The sequence below is a fragment of the Stenotrophomonas sp. YJH_SMC_48-3 genome, assembly GCF_059369375.1.
In genome coordinates, this window is record NZ_JCAFSQ010000005.1 from 63734 (window position 1) to 78132 (window position 14399).

The window sequence follows — 14399 nt, forward strand, 5'->3', positions numbered from 1 at the left end:
CATCCGGAGCAAGATCGCGTGGACCAAGGGATCATCGCCAGCCTGCTGCAGCACCCGCTTGCGTCGGCGCTGGTCATCGTCGACCGTACCGGGCGTCCGCTGGCGGCCAATCCGGCCGCGCGCGAGCATGGCCTGCCAGCCACCGTGGCGGCCTATGCGCCGATGCTGGAAGATCTGCGCCTGATGGCCGCCGATGGCGGCATCGTGGCCTGCACGCTGCCGGGCGGCCCGCGCGGCCACTACGACGGCCACCTGCGTGCGGTGCACGACGGCGCCGGCAACCTGCTGGCCTTCACCCTCAGCATCCCCGAGCCGGTGCCGGTGGACGGGGGAGGGCGCTGGGAGCTGGCGCTGGACAGTGCCGGCCACAGCCTGTGGGACTGGGACATCCCCAGTGACCGCGTGATGCGGACGCCGGCGCTGGGCGACGAGACCGCCACCGAGCTGCTGGCTCGGGTGCACAGCGAGGACATCGCCCTGGTGCGCGCAGCGCTCGACGAGCACCTGCATGGGCACAGCGAGCAGTACAGCGCACAGTTCCGTTTCCGCCAGGCTGATGGCCAGTGGCGCTGGGTGCTGGATCGCGGCCGCGTGGTCGCGCGCACCGCCGATGGCCAGCCCCTGCGCATGGTCGGCACGCATACCGATATCGAGCAGCAGAAGCAGCTCGAATCGCTGCTGCAGGAACAGCAGCTGCACCTGATCGAGGCCCAGCGCATCGCCAGCATGGGCAGCTGGTCGTTCGATCCCAACAGCGGGCATTTCTGGTGGTCGCCGGAACTGCGTTCGCTGCTGGCCCTGGAGCAGGGCGCCGTTCCGGGCCAGCGGCGTTGGCTGAAGCAGCTGCATCCACGCTCCCGCGGCGCGCTGCGCGCGGCATGGCGGCGGTTATGGCGCGATGGCCGCGCTGCCAACCTCGAGCTGGAGCTGACCCGCGGCCATGAGCCTTCGCAGCACCTGCGCCTGTGGATGCAGCCGCTGCTCGACATGGACGGGCAACCCAAGCGCCTGCTCGGCCAGGTACAGAACATCACCGAACAGCACCAGACCGATGCGCTGATCCGCTGGCGCACCGAACTGCTGAACCGGGTCTCCGCGCTGGGCCGCATCGGCGGCTGCGAGATCGAGGTGCAGACCCGCAGCATGCAGTGGACCGAGGAGTGCTACCGCATCCATGGCCTGCGCAAGGAACCGATCACCCTCGACCAGGCGTTGGCGCTGTACACGGAGGACTCGCGCAACGCGTTCGAGGCGGCACTCGCCCGTATCGCCAACGGCGGCCTGCCCGAGCAGCTGGACCTGTGCTTCTACCGCCAGTCCGGCCTGCGCGTGTGGGTGCAGGTGCTGATTGAACTGGACCGCCGTGACGGCCTGCCGCCGCGGTTCGTTGTCCTGTTCCGTGACATCACCCGCGAGCGCGAAGCCAACGAACGCATCGAACTGCTGGCCCACTACGATCTGCTGACCGGCCTGCCCAATCGTGTGCTGCTCGGCGAGCAGACCGCCGAGGCCATCGAGGAAGCACGCGACCGCGGAACCTCGCTGGCGATGCTGTTCATCGACCTGGATGGCTTCAAGACCATCAACGACAGCTTCGGCCACGCCACCGGCGATGCGCTGCTGAAGGCGGCGGCCACCCGCCTGCACCAGAACCTGCGCAACAATGACCTGTTCGGCCGCTTCAGTGGCGACGAGTTCATTGTGGTGCTGCGCGACCTGGCCGAGCCGGAAGACGCCGGCCACGTGGCGCGCAAGCTGATCGCCTCGTTGGCCGAGCCGCTGCGCCGTGGCGAGACCACGTTGAAGGTCGGCGCCAGCGTCGGCATCGCGATGCTGGGCGATGCGCAGACCGACTTTGATTCCCTGCTGCGTGCTGCCGACGCCGCGATGTACGCGGCCAAGGAAGCCGGGCGCAATACCTACCAGTACTACAGCCAGGACGCATTGGCCCGCATCCAGCGCCGGCTGGACGTCGAGCATGCCCTGCATGGGGCCATCGAGCGCGACGAGTTCAGCCTGGCCTACCAGCCGTTGCTGCACGCTCACCACGGTGAGCCACCGGCGATCGAGGCGCTGTTGCGCTGGCACCGGCCCGGGATTGGCTACTGCAGCCCGGCCGAGTTCATTCCCATTGCCGAAAAGTGCGGCGAGATCGTGCGCATCGGCGACTGGGTGCTGAACGAGGCCTGCCGCCAGGCAACCGCCTGGGACCGCGCCGGACTGCAGTTTGATCGCATCGCGGTCAATGTGTCGGCGGTGCAGCTGCGTGATCGTGGCTTCGCCGAACGCGTGATCGAGATCTGCCATGCCCATGGCTGGCCGCCGCAACGGCTGGAACTGGAGCTGACCGAGTCGGCGCTGATCCGTGACACCGACATCCTGCGCCATTGCTTCGACGTGCTCGAACGGCACGGCGTACCGTTGGCGGTGGACGACTTCGGCACCGGCTTCTCCAACCTCAACTATCTCAACCGCTTCCCGGTGGGCCGCCTGAAGATCGACCGCAGTTTCGTGCAGGGCATGCTGCACGATTCGGGCACGGCCGAAGTAACCCAGGCCATCGTGCACCTGGGCCATGCGCTGGGCATGAAGGTGGTGGCGGAGGGCGTGGAAACGCACCAGGAAGAAGACATGCTGCGCCGGCAGGGCTGCGACGAGATCCAGGGCTACCTGTACTCGCGCCCGCTCAGCCCGCGCGACCTGGCACAGTGGCTGCGCCAGCCGCAGCCGGTTTCGCTGCGCACCGATGCCAGCGGGGAAGTGGTGCTGGTGCGCTGACAGCCATACTTTGGTAGGTGCCGACCGTTGGTCGGCACGAATGCATGTACCTCGCGATCACCCACGCTCGGCGTGCAACTACTTACCGCGGGTATCCAGTTTGGTTGGTCGCGCCTTGGCCACTGTCGCAGCAAGGGCTTCCAGCTCAGCGAGACGATCTGTCTTCACCAGATGCGCCGCATTCCAGCCACCTTCGGAAACCGCGGGCGAAAAGCTGTACATCTCATTCGGAGCCAATGGCCCAAGTCGGTCAAGTGCATGCGCATGCAGGGGCCGCTCATCGTCGTCGGTGACGTCAAGATAGGGCCCATCCAGGGCCTCCAGCAGGAACGCCAGTTTCCAGTTGCGTTCCGCCGCATCGGCGGGGTCTGGCACATCCGATTCTGTCGTGACGTGTCCACTGTGTGGATCGATGCTGATCTGCGTGGAGGTGTTCTCCCCACACAGCAGAATCTGGCCGAAAGCTGTTACCGCGTAGACATGGAGAGTATCGGCACCCTCCATGGGATTGCCTTGCAGGAACGCAGTAGCAACCTCCGCATACAGGTGCGGATCGACCAAGGCGAGCTTGTCGTCCCGATAGCGTGCGAACCCGTCGCGTTGCCACAGCGCCAGCAGCAATCCTGGCAGCTTGCCTTCCCACGCTGCAAAGGCCGCTTCGGAAGCAGGTTCACCTTCGCTGCTCATAGCGAAATTCTGCATGAAACCGTCGGAATCGATCTCTGCCGCCGTCACGTCAGGGTTCGGCCCGGCCAGGGAGTTCGAACCCAGGTTGATGGGCAGGTAGTCCAGGAAATTCAACATTGACTCCGCCTGTGCGGTTTCCTTGTTTGCCTCCTGGGTTGAAATGACGGTCGCTGTGCTTCCAGAGACAAGCAACAACGTTCCCGCCGGAAGGCTTTGCCATGGCTCGTTCAGTACAAGATAGCGCTCGGATGAGTCGTCAACATCAGCGTCCAGGATGATGACCTGTGGACCATCCTTCACACACCCGGCGGAGATCTCGACAGTTGCATCGGTCACACCTGCATCAGGATCGGTCACATCTACAGGTGCGGAGTAGGGCTGTTGAAATTCGCCGAAGGACTGGAGCGCTTGGTGAAGGGCGAGCAGGGAGTCGGGATCTACGGCAAGCGGTTCTGAAGCAACCGGGAGCTGCAAAGCGAGTGAAAGGCAGAGGGCGGCGCTGGTCATCGGGCTGATCTGAACCGGAATCGGCCCTTTACGATGAAGGGCCGAGCGCTCACGATCCATGCAAACAATCCGAAAATCGTGAGTCGCGGGGCATCATCCACGCATGGCGTGGATCTACCTCGAAAATTCCGCCTTCAACTGCATGCGCAGGGCCTCGACGACGGCCGCATAGCGCCGCTTCTGGACCAGATAGCTGGCCAGGAACAGCGGCAGTACCAGCAGCATCGGCGCCACCATCGGGCGCATCGCCACCAGCGGCAACAGCAGCAGCGACAGGATCGCCACGAACCAGCTGCACAGTCCGATCACTCTCACCTCGTGCCGTCGCGCGTTGAGTACGATGCGACCGCGCATCACCGGGAAGTAGCGCAGGCCGAAGCTCGGCGCAAAGCTCTCACGGAACGCCATGCTGCCGTCAGGCAGCGCATGGAAGGCCAGTTGCAGCCACTTGTCCTGCGGCAGGTCACGTTCCAGGCTTCCCAGCGATAGGCGGGCCTGCATGGCCGGTGACGCCGCAATGCGTTCGTTGAACAGGGTGATGCCCCAGCTGAAATAGCCGGCTACCCAGGCCATCAAGAGGACGGTCTCCAACAGCAGGAGTGCGATCAGGGCGATGGCCATCGGTCTTCCATGAAGGGTACCGGTGGATCATGCCATGCGCGACGGCCCATCCACGCATGGCGTGGATCTACTTAAGCGCATCCCCATCCAGCCCGAGATCCCAGGCCAGGCCCAGCAGCGCCTCGTCCGCCCGCGACGGGGCGGGGCGCGCGTCCGCCAGCTGCTGCAGTTCGCGGATCTCCTCGCGGGCGACCTCTTCCAGTTGCTGCAGCTGCTCACGCACGCTCGCGTTGCGCGGGCGCTCGGTGTCGGTGAGGGCGGGCAGGGCGCGGATCAGGGTCATGGTGCGCGTACAGGATGCATCCAATGGCGGGTTACAGGCAAAGGCCCCGGACGAACCGGGGCCTTGCGGGCTGCCGGCGAGGGCAGCGGACATCAGGATCAGAACAGCTCGACGGTGCCGGCGCCCATGCTCTGCTGGGCAACCGGCTTGTGCGGCGGGCGTTCCCATTCGCTGCGCAGTTCGCGCAGGCGGTTGCCGGTGCGCTGCAGGGCGGTGGCGATCTCTTCGTCGAACACGCCGCCATTGCGGTGCAGCAGTTCCTGCAGCGCCACCGCTTCACGGTTGATCGCGGTCAGGCGGTCCAGGTGGGTGTGCACGCCGCCCAGGGCCTGGGTGGCGATGTCTTCGAACTGCAGGGCGCGCACGGCCTCGGCCACGCTGCCATCGATCGCACGGGCGCACTCGGACACTTCACGCATGCCGTCGCCCAGCGAGGCATTGATCTGGGCCACGTTGTCGAGCATCGCGGCCGCTTCCTGGCGCGCTTCACGGGAGCGGTCCATGTCGCGCGAGGCCATGTGCGAGACCGTCTCGCGCACCTTGGCAATGGCGTCCTTGGAGCTGTGTGCCAGCTTGCGGATCTGCTCGTTGAAGGTGGTCGAGCGCTCGGACAGGTTGCGCACTTCGTCGGCGACCACCGCGAAGCCTCGGCCGGCTTCACCGGCACGCGCCGCTTCGATGGCCGCGTTCAGCGCCAGCAGGTTGGTCTGGTCGGCGATCGACTTGACGTCTTCCAGCAGCGCGAAGATGCCATCCAGGTGCTGCGCCATCTGGTCGATGTGCTGCACGGTGGTGCTGCTCTGGCCGCTGACCTGTTCCAGCGCTTCCACCAGCTGCTCCATGCGGTGGCTGGCGTGCTGGGCGAAACGGGCAACGTCGAGGCCGGCGTTGCCTTCATCACCGGCGCGGTCGACGATGCGCGACAGGGCCTGGCTCTGCTGGCGCGACTTGCGGTTCATCGCATCGAAGCTGCCACCGAGGCTGGAGACGGCCTGGCGGATCAGGTCACGGGCGCGTTCCACTTCGCCGCGCGAACCGTCGATCTCGTTGCCGACGAAATTGCGCAGTTCGGTCAGCAGCTGGTCCTGCTCACGCAGGACACGGGCATGTTCCGGGGAACGGTGCGCCTGGGCGCGGGTGGTCCACCACGCAAAGCCGAGCCAGCTCAGCGTCATCGTGGTCAGGATCGCCCAGCGCAGGGCGGCCGGCCATTCGAAACCGATGGCGAAGGGGAGCAGCAGGGTCAGAGCCAGGGGGGCGGCCAGACGGATGAAAATGCGTGAGTACATGGACGTTCTCGGGAGGTGCACGGAGGATGTATCGGCCGTACCCCCTTTCTCTTTAACGTCGATGTGCCCCGAAGTGCATTCTGAATGCGCCGGTTTTCCGGCGCTGGCGGTGATTCGGTGTCCGATTCCCTTTTCCATGGAAAAGCGCCCAGACCCCATGCGCTTACGCCAGCTGGCGGTCCACCGCCTCGATCATCGCCTTGCGGCCGAACAGGAAGTCCCAGTAGCTGCCGCCCAGCTGCCGCCACAGCACCGCCGAGCGCACCGCTGCCAGCAGCAGGGCGCGGATCTCGGCCACCACGCCAGCCTGGCCCAGGTAGTGCGGGTTGCCCTGCACCATCACCCGCGGCTTGAGGTGGCTGATGGTGTCCGCGTACAGGCTGCCCAGGCTGGCCAGCACATCCGGGTGGCCGCTGTCGCCCAGCTCGGCGGCCTGGCGCTGGGCGCGCTCGATGCCCGAGGCGACCTTGTTCACCGTGGCGCCATCCTGCACGAAGCGGCGCTCCAGCTGCAGCACCGACAGGGCCAGCTTGGGCAGGATCGGATCCTGGCCCTGGTTGCGGAAGTAGTTGTGCAGCAGGCGCAGCCCGGCCTTCAGTGCATGGCGGTCTCCGAACACCGCCTGCGGCGAGGACGCATCCACGCGGAACACGCTGTCCACGGCGGTGCGCACGGCGGCGGCGTCGGAATGGCCGGTATCGGCGATGCGGCGGACCTGCTGCAGGGCCTGGGCAATGCCGGCCAGGGCCAGGACGCGGTCGTCGACAGTGAAACTCATGCAGCGGATACCTCAAAAGGGGAAGGGGTGGTGCGCAGGCGCTGTTCCAGCGGCGCATCGGTGGCGGCGATCACCGCGCCACCCAGGCACACATCACCGTCATACAGCACCAGCGATTGACCGGGGGTAACGGCACGCTGCGGGCGCGCGAAGGTGACCAGCACGCTGCCATCGTCCAGCACCTGGACCGTACACGGCTCGTCAGGTTGGCGGTAGCGGGTCTGGGCGGTGCATTCGAAGCGCCGTGCCGGCGGCGAGCCGGCGATCCAGTGCGCGGTTTCCGAACGCAGCCGGTTGGAAAGCATCCACTTGCTGTCGCGGTCCTGGTCGACGTACAGCACGTTGCTGGCCACATCCTTGCCGACCACGTACCACGGTGCGGCCGGGCGGCCGCGTACGCCGCCGATGTTCAGGCCCTCGCGCTGACCCAGCGTGAAATAGAACACGCCCGGGTGTTCGGCGATCACGGTGCCATCGGCCGGGTCCACGATCTGCCCAGGCTTGGCCGGCAGGTAGCGGCCGAGGAAGTCGCGGAAGTCGCGCTCGCCGATGAAGCAGATGCCGGTGGAATCCTTCTTGGCGTGGGTCGGCAGGCCGACGTCGCGCGCAATCCGGCGCAGGTCGGTCTTTTCCAGGTCGCCGATCGGGAACAGGGTCGCTGCCAGCTGCGCCTGGCCCAGCTGGTGCAGGAAGTAGCTCTGGTCCTTGGAGCGGTCGGCGCCACGCAGCAGCAGCCATTGGCCACCGCGCTGGGCTACGCGCGCGTAATGGCCGGTGGCGATGCGCTCGGCGCCCAGCTCGCGGGCGGCATCCAGGAAATGCTTGAACTTCACCTCGCGGTTGCACAGCACGTCCGGGTTCGGCGTGCGGCCAGCGGCGTACTCGGCCAGGAAGTGCTCGAACACACCCTGCCAGTACTCGCTGGAGAAGTCCCGGAAGTGGAACGGGATACCGAGCAGGCCGCATACGGCGACCGCATCGCGGCGGTCATCCTCAGCGCGGCAGTCACCGCTGCCGTCGTCGGCCCAGTTCTGCATGAACAGGCCTGCCACGGCCTCGCCCTGCTGTACCAGGCGCCAGGCCGCGACGGAAGAGTCTACGCCACCGGAGACGCCCACCATCACGCGCGGCGTGCTCATGCGACCTCCCGGACCAGCGAAAGCGGATGGCGCTGGCCACCCAGGTAATCAGCCACCACCTGCCAGACCAGCGGGCTGCGCTGGCGCTCGCCGGCGGCCTGCAGTTCGGCCGGGGTCAGCCACAGCGCGCGGTCGATGCCGGTGTCCAGCGGCTGCGCCGGGTCGTGCGAGAGCGGGCGCGCGGCGTAGCAGAAGCGCAGGAACGCGGTGCCGTCGCCGGCAGTCCACTGGTAGCAGCCGATGAAATGGGTCAGCTGCACCGTCCAGCCGGTTTCCTCGCGGGTCTCGCGCAGGGCTGCCTCGGCCAGGCTTTCGCCCGGCTCGAGGTGGCCGGCAGGCTGGTTCAGCACCTGGCGGCCGTCGATGGTCTCTTCAACCAGCAGCACGCGGCCGCCGTCGACCACCACCGTGGCGACGGTGGCGTGCGGTGCCCAGCGCGGGTCCGGCGTGGCGTTCAACTCAGAACTCGTCCTTCTTGGTCAGCTCCAGCTCCATCGCGTCGGCGGTGCGGATGGCCGCATCGATGGCGTCGCTGAGCTGGTCCGGGGTGGCATCGGCATCGATCTTCACCACGAACATGGCGGTGGTGTCCTGCTTGACCCAGCCGCCCATCTTGGCGTCCTGCGAATCTTCCAGCAGGCGGTTGGCCACGGCCACCGGGAACTGCTTGGTCTTGGCGTTGTACGCCGGCGACCAGATCTCGCGGATGTTGTGGCTGCCGAAATCTTCCACCGCCGAGCGCACGTAGACCATCTGGGTGCGGTCACCCTCGACGTCGAAGACCATGCGGTAGTCGCCGTCCTCGTCGACTTCATAGGTATAGCCCAGCTTGTCCAGGTGGCGGCCCACGGACTTGTCGGCGGTGGTTGCGGCGGTGGCGGCGCCGGCAGGAGCCAGGGCGATCAACAGGGCGGCAAGAAGGGTCCTTTTCATGAAGATCCTGTGAAACAGTGTTGAGAGAGGATGCAATTGTGACGGCGGCCGTGCGTGCCGTCCAATCTGCGGCGGGCCGACGCAGGCTTCTCCGAGCCTCTATAATGGACGGATGCCCCATGAGTCCTCCCCCGATTCCCAGCACGAGCACGGCGTTGCCGTAGAACCTGCGCGCCCGGAAGTGGCGCCGCCGCCGTTCTACCAGGTGATGCTGCTCAATGACGACTACACCCCGATGGATTTCGTGGTGGACGTGCTCCAGCAGTTCTTCAACATGGACCTGGACAAGGCCACGCAGGTGATGCTGCACGTCCATACCCGCGGCCGTGGCGTGTGCGGGGTGTTCACCCGCGAAGTGGCCGAGACCAAGGTGGCCCAGGTCAACGAGTATTCGCGGATGAACCAGCATCCGCTGCTGTGCACGATGGAGAAGGCCTGACCGGCCTTTTGTAGAGCCGAGCCCATGCTCGGCTGCTGTTCGTGCAGGTATCCAGATCGCTGGCAGAGCAGCCGAGCGCAGGCTCGGCTCTACAGCCGGATCACGCTTCCGCCAGCGCCTGCAACGCCATCCTGGCGACCGATTCGTCCACAACCGCTGGGTCGCCATCATCGCGGAACCACACCGCCGACAGCCCTGCGCTGGCAGCGACCCAACGCAGCAGGCGGGTGCGCTCGAGGCCGGCCAGCGCGGTCACCTGTTCTACGCGCGCGGCAAACCGCTCGGGCCGGGTGGCCACATGGATGCCGGGGCCGCAGAGGTCCGGGTTGCTGAACAGCGTCGTGTAATCGAACGCGCGATCGCCCAGCAGCCGCTTCGGGTCGATCGCCAGCCAGCCGCGCGCGCCGAAATCGAGCACGTTGTCGTGGTGCAGGTCGCCGTGCAGCGGCCGGATCTCCTGTTCGTCACGCAGCACCCCCTCCGCCAGTGATCTGCACTGTTCCAGCAGTGGCGGCAGCGCAGCCCTTGGCTGCAGCAGGTCGGCGAACCATCTACGCAGGCAGACCAGTTCCGCTGGGCGTGCGCTCCGTGGCCGGTGCAGCCGCTGCAGGACCTGGCACAGGACCGTGGTGCAGGCGTCATCGTCGCCCGCGATCGAGCGTTGCCGCAGCGAATCGCCTTCGGCGCGCTCGATCAGGATTGCCGGCCCCTCGTGGGCCAGCAAGCGGGCAGCGCCATCACCGTCCCACCAGCGCAGCAGGCGGTGGCTGTTCTGCTCCTCCGCTTCGCTGCTGATCTTCAGCATCGCCGGCGCGCCGGCAGCGGTCAGCACCGGCCAGAGCCGGGCGTGGGGCGTGCAGATGGCCGGGCCATCACGCCGCAATCGCCAGCGGCTCAGGTAGGGTTCGCTCATGCCGGTTGAGGTCTTCTGGAGTGAATGAAGATCAAGCGTTCTGCAGTGCTAACGCCATCTGAACGCAGCAATCCGCTAGGGTGATGGAAATCGCGTAGTCAGGCCGCATATTGTTCCCATCTGCCGCCGGAGTAATCCATGTTCAGCAAAGACCTCGAACACACCATCGGCCAGTGCTACAAGCGCGCCCGTGAGGCCCGGCATGAGTTCATGACGGTCGAACACCTGCTGTTGGCACTGCTCGACAACCCGTCCGCCCAGGCCGTACTGAAGGCCTGCGGTGCCGACGCCGAACGCCTGCGCCAGGAGCTGGAGCAGGCCATCGAGGCCTCGGTGTCCCGCCTGGCCGAAGATGACGGCCGTGACACCCAGCCGACCCTGGGCTTCCAGCGGGTGCTGCAGCGGGCCGTGTACCACGTGCAGTCCTCGGGCAAGAAGGAGGTCACCGGCGCCAACGTGCTGGTCGCCATCTTCGGCGAAAAGGACTCCCACGCCGTCTACTACCTCAACCAGCAGGATGTCACCCGGCTGGATGTGGTCAATTACCTGTCCCACGGCATCGCCAAGCTGGGCGAGGAAGGCGAGCAGCCGTCCTCTTCCTCCGAGGGTGAGGGCCGCATGGAAGGCGGGGATGGCGAGCCGAAGGGCGATGCCCTGACCGAATTCGCCAGCAACCTCAACGAACAGGCCCGGTCCGGCCGCATCGATCCGCTGGTCGGTCGTGGCGATGAGATCGAGCGCACCATCCAGGTCCTGTGCCGGCGCCGCAAGAACAATCCGCTGTACGTGGGCGAGGCTGGCGTGGGCAAGACCGCCATCGCCGAGGGCCTGGCCCGCCGCATCGTCGAGGGCTCGGTGCCCGACGTGCTGGCCGACGCGGTGATCTACTCGCTCGACCTGGGCGCGCTGGTGGCCGGCACCAAGTACCGCGGCGACTTCGAGAAGCGGCTGAAGGGTGTGTTGACCGCGCTGAAGAAGGTGCCCAACGCCGTGCTGTTCATCGACGAGATCCACACCATCATCGGCGCCGGCTCGGCGTCGGGTGGCACCATGGATGCGTCCAACCTGATCAAGCCGGCGCTGGCCTCCGGCGAGCTGCGCTGCATCGGCTCGACCACCTTCCAGGAATATCGCGGCATCTTCGAGAAGGACCGGGCGCTGGCCCGCCGCTTCCAGAAGATTGATATCGTAGAGCCGACCGTGGGCGAGGCCTACGAGATCCTGCAGGGCCTGAAGTCCAAATACGAGCTGCACCACAGCGTGACCTATTCGGACGAAGCGCTGCAGGCGGCGGTGGACCTGTCGGTGAAGCACATCGGCGACCGCCTGCTGCCGGACAAGGCCATCGACGTGATCGACGAGGCCGGTGCCCGCCAGCGCCTGCTGCCGGAAGGCCAGCGCAAGGAGCTGATCGACGTCGAGGAAGTGGAAGCGATCGTGGCCAAGATGGCGCGTATCCCGACCAAGCAGGTCAGCGCCACCGACAAGGACGTGCTGCAGCATCTGGAGCGCAACCTGAAGATGGTGATCTTCGGGCAGGATCCGGCGATCGAGACGCTGTCCTCGGCGATCAAGCTGGCCCGCTCGGGCCTGGGCAACCCGGAGAAGCCGATCGGCAACTTCCTGTTCGCCGGCCCGACCGGCGTCGGCAAGACCGAGGTGACCAAGCAGCTGGCGCTGCAGCTGGGCATCGAGCTGGTCCGCTTCGACATGTCCGAGTACATGGAGCCGCATTCGATCAGCCGCCTGATCGGCGCCCCTCCGGGCTATGTCGGCTTCGACCAGGGCGGCCTGCTGACCGAGAAGATCGTCAAGACACCGCACTGCGTGCTGCTGCTGGACGAGATCGAGAAGGCGCACCCGGACATCTTCAACATCCTGCTGCAGGTGATGGACCGCGGCGTGCTGACCGATACCAACGGTCGTGAAGCCAACTTCAAGAACGTGGTGCTGGTGATGACCACCAATGCCGGCGCGGCACAGGCCTCGCGGCGCTCGATCGGCTTCACCAAGCAGGACCATGCCACCGATGCGATGGAGACCATCCGCCGCAGCTTCACCCCGGAGTTCCGCAACCGCCTCGATGCGGTGGTGCAGTTCCAGGCGCTGGGCTTCGAGCACATCCTGCGCGTGGTCGACAAGTTCCTGATCGAGCTGGAGATGTTGCTGCAGGACAAGCACGTGAGCCTGTCGGCCACCCCGACCGCCCGCGACTGGCTGGCCCACCACGGCTTCGACCCGCTGATGGGTGCGCGCCCGATGGCCCGCGTGATCCAGGACAAGATCAAGCGTCCGCTGGCCGACGAGCTGCTGTTCGGCAAGCTGGTCAACGGTGGCAAGGTCAGCATCGATGTCCGCGACGACGAGCTGGTGGTCGAGACCCAGGCCGAGCCGGAGCGGCTGCTGCCGGTTACGGTGGAGTGAGCTGAAGGCTTGGCGTGAAAGACTGGGAATGACAAGGGCGGCTTCGGCCGCCCTTGTTGTTTCCAGTGGGCCTGTCGTCTGCGGCCTTGCTTGAACGGAATGCAGGTGCCAATGCTGTCTTCTGGTCGCGATGGGGTGCTGCCCTGTTTGTATCGCGTAACGATACAGGATACAGTAATGATCATCGGTTTTCGTCACAAGGGCCTTGAGCGGTTCTACCGTTCCGGCAGCAGTAGTGGAATCCGCCACAGTCATGCCAGCAAGGTGTTGATGATCCTGACGATCCTGGATGTGGCTTCGGGTCCTGAGGATCTGGCCATGCCCGGGCTGCGCCTGCATAAGCTCCGGGGCGGCCTGAAAGGACATTGGTCTGTATGGGTCAACGGAAACTGGCGGATTACCTTCCGTTTCACCGGCAGCGACGTGGAGCTGCTGGATTACCTGGACTATCACTGAGGTCGCGCATGATTCATCACCATCCGCATCCGGGGCAGACGATCAAGGCAATGGTCTTTGATCCAATGGATCTGTCTGTGACCGAGGCGGCCGAGCGCCTGGCAATGTCACGGGTGGCCCTTTCGCGGGTCCTGAACGGCAAGGCGGGCATCAGTCCCGATCTGGCTATCCGCCTGGAGATGGCGGGAGTGAGTACCGCGGTTTTCTGGATGGGGCTGCAATCCAGCTACGATCTTTGGTTGGCGCGGCAGCGCGCGCAACCGAGAGTGTTGTCGCTGGTTGCCGCGACGCGTTGACGTATCTCGCGACAAGGGCGGCTTCGGCCGCCCTTGTCCTCTCCGGGGTCAGCGGCTGCGGCGGCGCGCTTCGCGCTTGAACCGCCCGGCATCGATCGGCTCGATGCGCGCAACCTCGCAGCTGCCGCGACCGGTGTCCAGAGCGCTTCGGCCCTCGCTGCACAGCTCGTCAGCCTCCTTGCCGTCGGTCTTGAAGCCGAGGCGGGTGGCCAGCACGGCAGAAGGGCAGCTGTTGCGGAAATGCACCACATAGTGGTCTTCACCGGCGCGAAGCAGGACGTTCCTGTCAGCGCCGGCGCGAACGATCTGCTGTTCGCCGGTCAGTGGTACGCATTGCGCCGGCGGGGTGCCAGCGGCATGGGCGGGCGGCGCCAGGGTGATGGCAGACAAAGCCAGGGGGACCAGCAGGGAAGACAGGTTCATGGCGGGGCAGGGGCGGCGATCCGGACTGGATCGGATTCCAGGTTGCCGCAGCCGCTGCAAATGCGAATCTGCCGCAAGCAAGGCTGACCGACGTCACGGTGAGATCGGTCACGATGACCTTTGGCGCGTCAGGCGGCGATTGAGCGGAATCCTTGCTGGCGCCCTTGGTCGCCGCCATCCTCGATGACGAATGCGACTGCCTCATGTGGAATATGCAGGCGCTGCTTGAGTGTGCTGCCCATGTGTGGGACCTCGCGCTGCACGGCCAGATACAGTGGGTGGGATGCGTCCATGCTGGTACAGACCAGGCAGGGCTGGCCGAACCAGGTGCCGTCCGGCCCCTTGCTGGCGTAGCAGCGGCTGGTGACGGACTGCGGGTCCAGGACGATCAGGTAGGTCATGCGCGCAGCGCCCTCTGTGAAGAACGCGTTGA

Annotated in this window: 16 protein-coding genes; 5 read left to right on the forward strand and 11 right to left on the reverse strand. The window is 66.1% G+C overall.

Going from position 1 to position 14399, the window contains the following annotated elements:
- The first annotated feature begins 18 nt into the window (after window positions 1-18).
- Window positions 19-2778 (forward strand): bifunctional diguanylate cyclase/phosphodiesterase, encoded by a 2760-nt coding sequence (locus AC5P65_RS09550; RefSeq protein ID WP_495215544.1) that lies wholly within the window; start codon window positions 19-21, stop codon window positions 2776-2778.
- 78 nt (window positions 2779-2856) lie between these two features.
- Here the strand turns inward: AC5P65_RS09550 and AC5P65_RS09555 are convergent, their stop codons facing one another.
- From AC5P65_RS09555 to AC5P65_RS09590, 8 genes are all read right to left on the reverse strand, one after another.
- Window positions 2857-4032 carry a GAD-like domain-containing protein gene (locus AC5P65_RS09555; RefSeq protein ID WP_111098327.1) on the reverse strand — a complete coding sequence of 392 codons (1176 nt, stop codon included), beginning with the start codon at window positions 4030-4032 and terminating at the stop codon, window positions 2857-2859.
- A 54-nt stretch (window positions 4033-4086) separates the two neighbouring features.
- Window positions 4087-4593 (reverse strand): hypothetical protein, encoded by a 507-nt coding sequence (locus AC5P65_RS09560; protein ID WP_111098326.1) that lies wholly within the window; start codon window positions 4591-4593, stop codon window positions 4087-4089.
- 67 nt (window positions 4594-4660) lie between these two features.
- The gene (locus AC5P65_RS09565) at window positions 4661-4876 is read right to left on the reverse strand and encodes a hypothetical protein (protein WP_111098325.1); all 216 of its coding nucleotides are present in this window, start codon (window positions 4874-4876) and stop codon (window positions 4661-4663) included.
- A gap of 98 nt (window positions 4877-4974) precedes the next feature.
- Entirely contained in the window at window positions 4975-6165 is a 1191-nt protein-coding gene (locus AC5P65_RS09570) for a methyl-accepting chemotaxis protein (RefSeq protein ID WP_005416472.1), read from the reverse strand.
- Between the two features lie 163 nt (window positions 6166-6328).
- Window positions 6329-6943 carry a high frequency lysogenization protein HflD gene (hflD, locus tag AC5P65_RS09575; RefSeq protein ID WP_021201771.1) on the reverse strand — a complete coding sequence of 205 codons (615 nt, stop codon included), beginning with the start codon at window positions 6941-6943 and terminating at the stop codon, window positions 6329-6331.
- Window positions 6940-8082 (reverse strand): tRNA 2-thiouridine(34) synthase MnmA, encoded by a 1143-nt coding sequence (mnmA, locus tag AC5P65_RS09580; RefSeq protein WP_021201772.1) that lies wholly within the window; start codon window positions 8080-8082, stop codon window positions 6940-6942. The genes hflD and mnmA overlap by 4 nt, the downstream gene beginning before the upstream one ends.
- Window positions 8079-8540: an NUDIX hydrolase gene (locus AC5P65_RS09585; RefSeq protein WP_019659635.1), complete on the reverse strand. Its 462-nt coding sequence runs from the start codon at window positions 8538-8540 to the stop codon at window positions 8079-8081. Before AC5P65_RS09585 ends, mnmA begins: the two co-directional genes overlap by 4 nt.
- 1 nt (window position 8541) lies before the next feature.
- The gene (locus AC5P65_RS09590; RefSeq protein ID WP_111098324.1) at window positions 8542-9015 is read right to left on the reverse strand and encodes a hypothetical protein; all 474 of its coding nucleotides are present in this window, start codon (window positions 9013-9015) and stop codon (window positions 8542-8544) included.
- Between the two features lie 112 nt (window positions 9016-9127).
- Here AC5P65_RS09590 and clpS point away from each other — a divergent pair, with 112 nt between their 5' ends.
- On the forward strand, window positions 9128-9454 hold the full coding sequence (gene clpS, locus AC5P65_RS09595; protein ID WP_019659637.1) for an ATP-dependent Clp protease adapter ClpS: 327 nt from the start codon (window positions 9128-9130) through the stop codon (window positions 9452-9454).
- A 100-nt stretch (window positions 9455-9554) separates the two neighbouring features.
- On the opposite strand, the gene AC5P65_RS09600 is transcribed toward clpS, so the two are convergent.
- Window positions 9555-10367, reverse strand: a complete 813-nt coding sequence (locus AC5P65_RS09600; protein ID WP_111098323.1) for an APH(6) family putative aminoglycoside O-phosphotransferase — start codon at window positions 10365-10367, stop codon at window positions 9555-9557.
- A gap of 138 nt (window positions 10368-10505) precedes the next feature.
- Between AC5P65_RS09600 and clpA the strand changes: the two genes are divergently transcribed.
- From clpA to AC5P65_RS09615, 3 genes are all read left to right on the forward strand, one after another.
- The gene (gene clpA / locus AC5P65_RS09605; RefSeq protein WP_021201776.1) at window positions 10506-12791 is read left to right on the forward strand and encodes an ATP-dependent Clp protease ATP-binding subunit ClpA; all 2286 of its coding nucleotides are present in this window, start codon (window positions 10506-10508) and stop codon (window positions 12789-12791) included.
- Window positions 12792-12968: 177 nt separating this feature from the next.
- The gene (locus tag AC5P65_RS09610) at window positions 12969-13247 is read left to right on the forward strand and encodes a type II toxin-antitoxin system RelE/ParE family toxin (RefSeq protein ID WP_019659639.1); all 279 of its coding nucleotides are present in this window, start codon (window positions 12969-12971) and stop codon (window positions 13245-13247) included.
- Window positions 13248-13255: 8 nt separating this feature from the next.
- On the forward strand, window positions 13256-13543 hold the full coding sequence (locus AC5P65_RS09615; RefSeq protein ID WP_019659640.1) for a HigA family addiction module antitoxin: 288 nt from the start codon (window positions 13256-13258) through the stop codon (window positions 13541-13543).
- A 48-nt stretch (window positions 13544-13591) separates the two neighbouring features.
- On the opposite strand, the gene AC5P65_RS09620 is transcribed toward AC5P65_RS09615, so the two are convergent.
- Both AC5P65_RS09620 and AC5P65_RS09625 read right to left on the reverse strand, forming a co-directional pair.
- Window positions 13592-13966 (reverse strand): hypothetical protein, encoded by a 375-nt coding sequence (locus AC5P65_RS09620; RefSeq protein WP_111098322.1) that lies wholly within the window; start codon window positions 13964-13966, stop codon window positions 13592-13594.
- Between the two features lie 128 nt (window positions 13967-14094).
- The gene (locus AC5P65_RS09625) at window positions 14095-14367 is read right to left on the reverse strand and encodes a hypothetical protein (RefSeq protein WP_019659642.1); all 273 of its coding nucleotides are present in this window, start codon (window positions 14365-14367) and stop codon (window positions 14095-14097) included.
- Window positions 14368-14399: the final 32 nt, after the last annotated feature.

Coding starts and splice junctions, on each gene's coding strand:
- AC5P65_RS09555 (WP_111098327.1), bottom strand. CDS start 4,032: ATGGATCGTGAGCGCTCGGCCCTTCATCGTAAAGGGCCGATTCCGGTT.
- AC5P65_RS09560 (WP_111098326.1), bottom strand. CDS start 4,593: ATGGCCATCGCCCTGATCGCACTCCTGCTGTTGGAGACCGTCCTCTTG.
- AC5P65_RS09565 (WP_111098325.1), bottom strand. CDS start 4,876: ATGACCCTGATCCGCGCCCTGCCCGCCCTCACCGACACCGAGCGCCCG.
- AC5P65_RS09570 (WP_005416472.1), bottom strand. CDS start 6,165: ATGTACTCACGCATTTTCATCCGTCTGGCCGCCCCCCTGGCTCTGACC.
- hflD (WP_021201771.1), bottom strand. CDS start 6,943: ATGAGTTTCACTGTCGACGACCGCGTCCTGGCCCTGGCCGGCATTGCC.
- mnmA (WP_021201772.1), bottom strand. CDS start 8,082: ATGAGCACGCCGCGCGTGATGGTGGGCGTCTCCGGTGGCGTAGACTCT.
- AC5P65_RS09590 (WP_111098324.1), bottom strand. CDS start 9,015: ATGAAAAGGACCCTTCTTGCCGCCCTGTTGATCGCCCTGGCTCCTGCC.
- clpS (WP_019659637.1), top strand. CDS start 9,128: ATGCCCCATGAGTCCTCCCCCGATTCCCAGCACGAGCACGGCGTTGCC.
- AC5P65_RS09600 (WP_111098323.1), bottom strand. CDS start 10,367: ATGAGCGAACCCTACCTGAGCCGCTGGCGATTGCGGCGTGATGGCCCG.
- clpA (WP_021201776.1), top strand. CDS start 10,506: ATGTTCAGCAAAGACCTCGAACACACCATCGGCCAGTGCTACAAGCGC.
- AC5P65_RS09610 (WP_019659639.1), top strand. CDS start 12,969: ATGATCATCGGTTTTCGTCACAAGGGCCTTGAGCGGTTCTACCGTTCC.
- AC5P65_RS09615 (WP_019659640.1), top strand. CDS start 13,256: ATGATTCATCACCATCCGCATCCGGGGCAGACGATCAAGGCAATGGTC.
- AC5P65_RS09620 (WP_111098322.1), bottom strand. CDS start 13,966: ATGAACCTGTCTTCCCTGCTGGTCCCCCTGGCTTTGTCTGCCATCACC.
- AC5P65_RS09625 (WP_019659642.1), bottom strand. CDS start 14,367: ATGACCTACCTGATCGTCCTGGACCCGCAGTCCGTCACCAGCCGCTGC.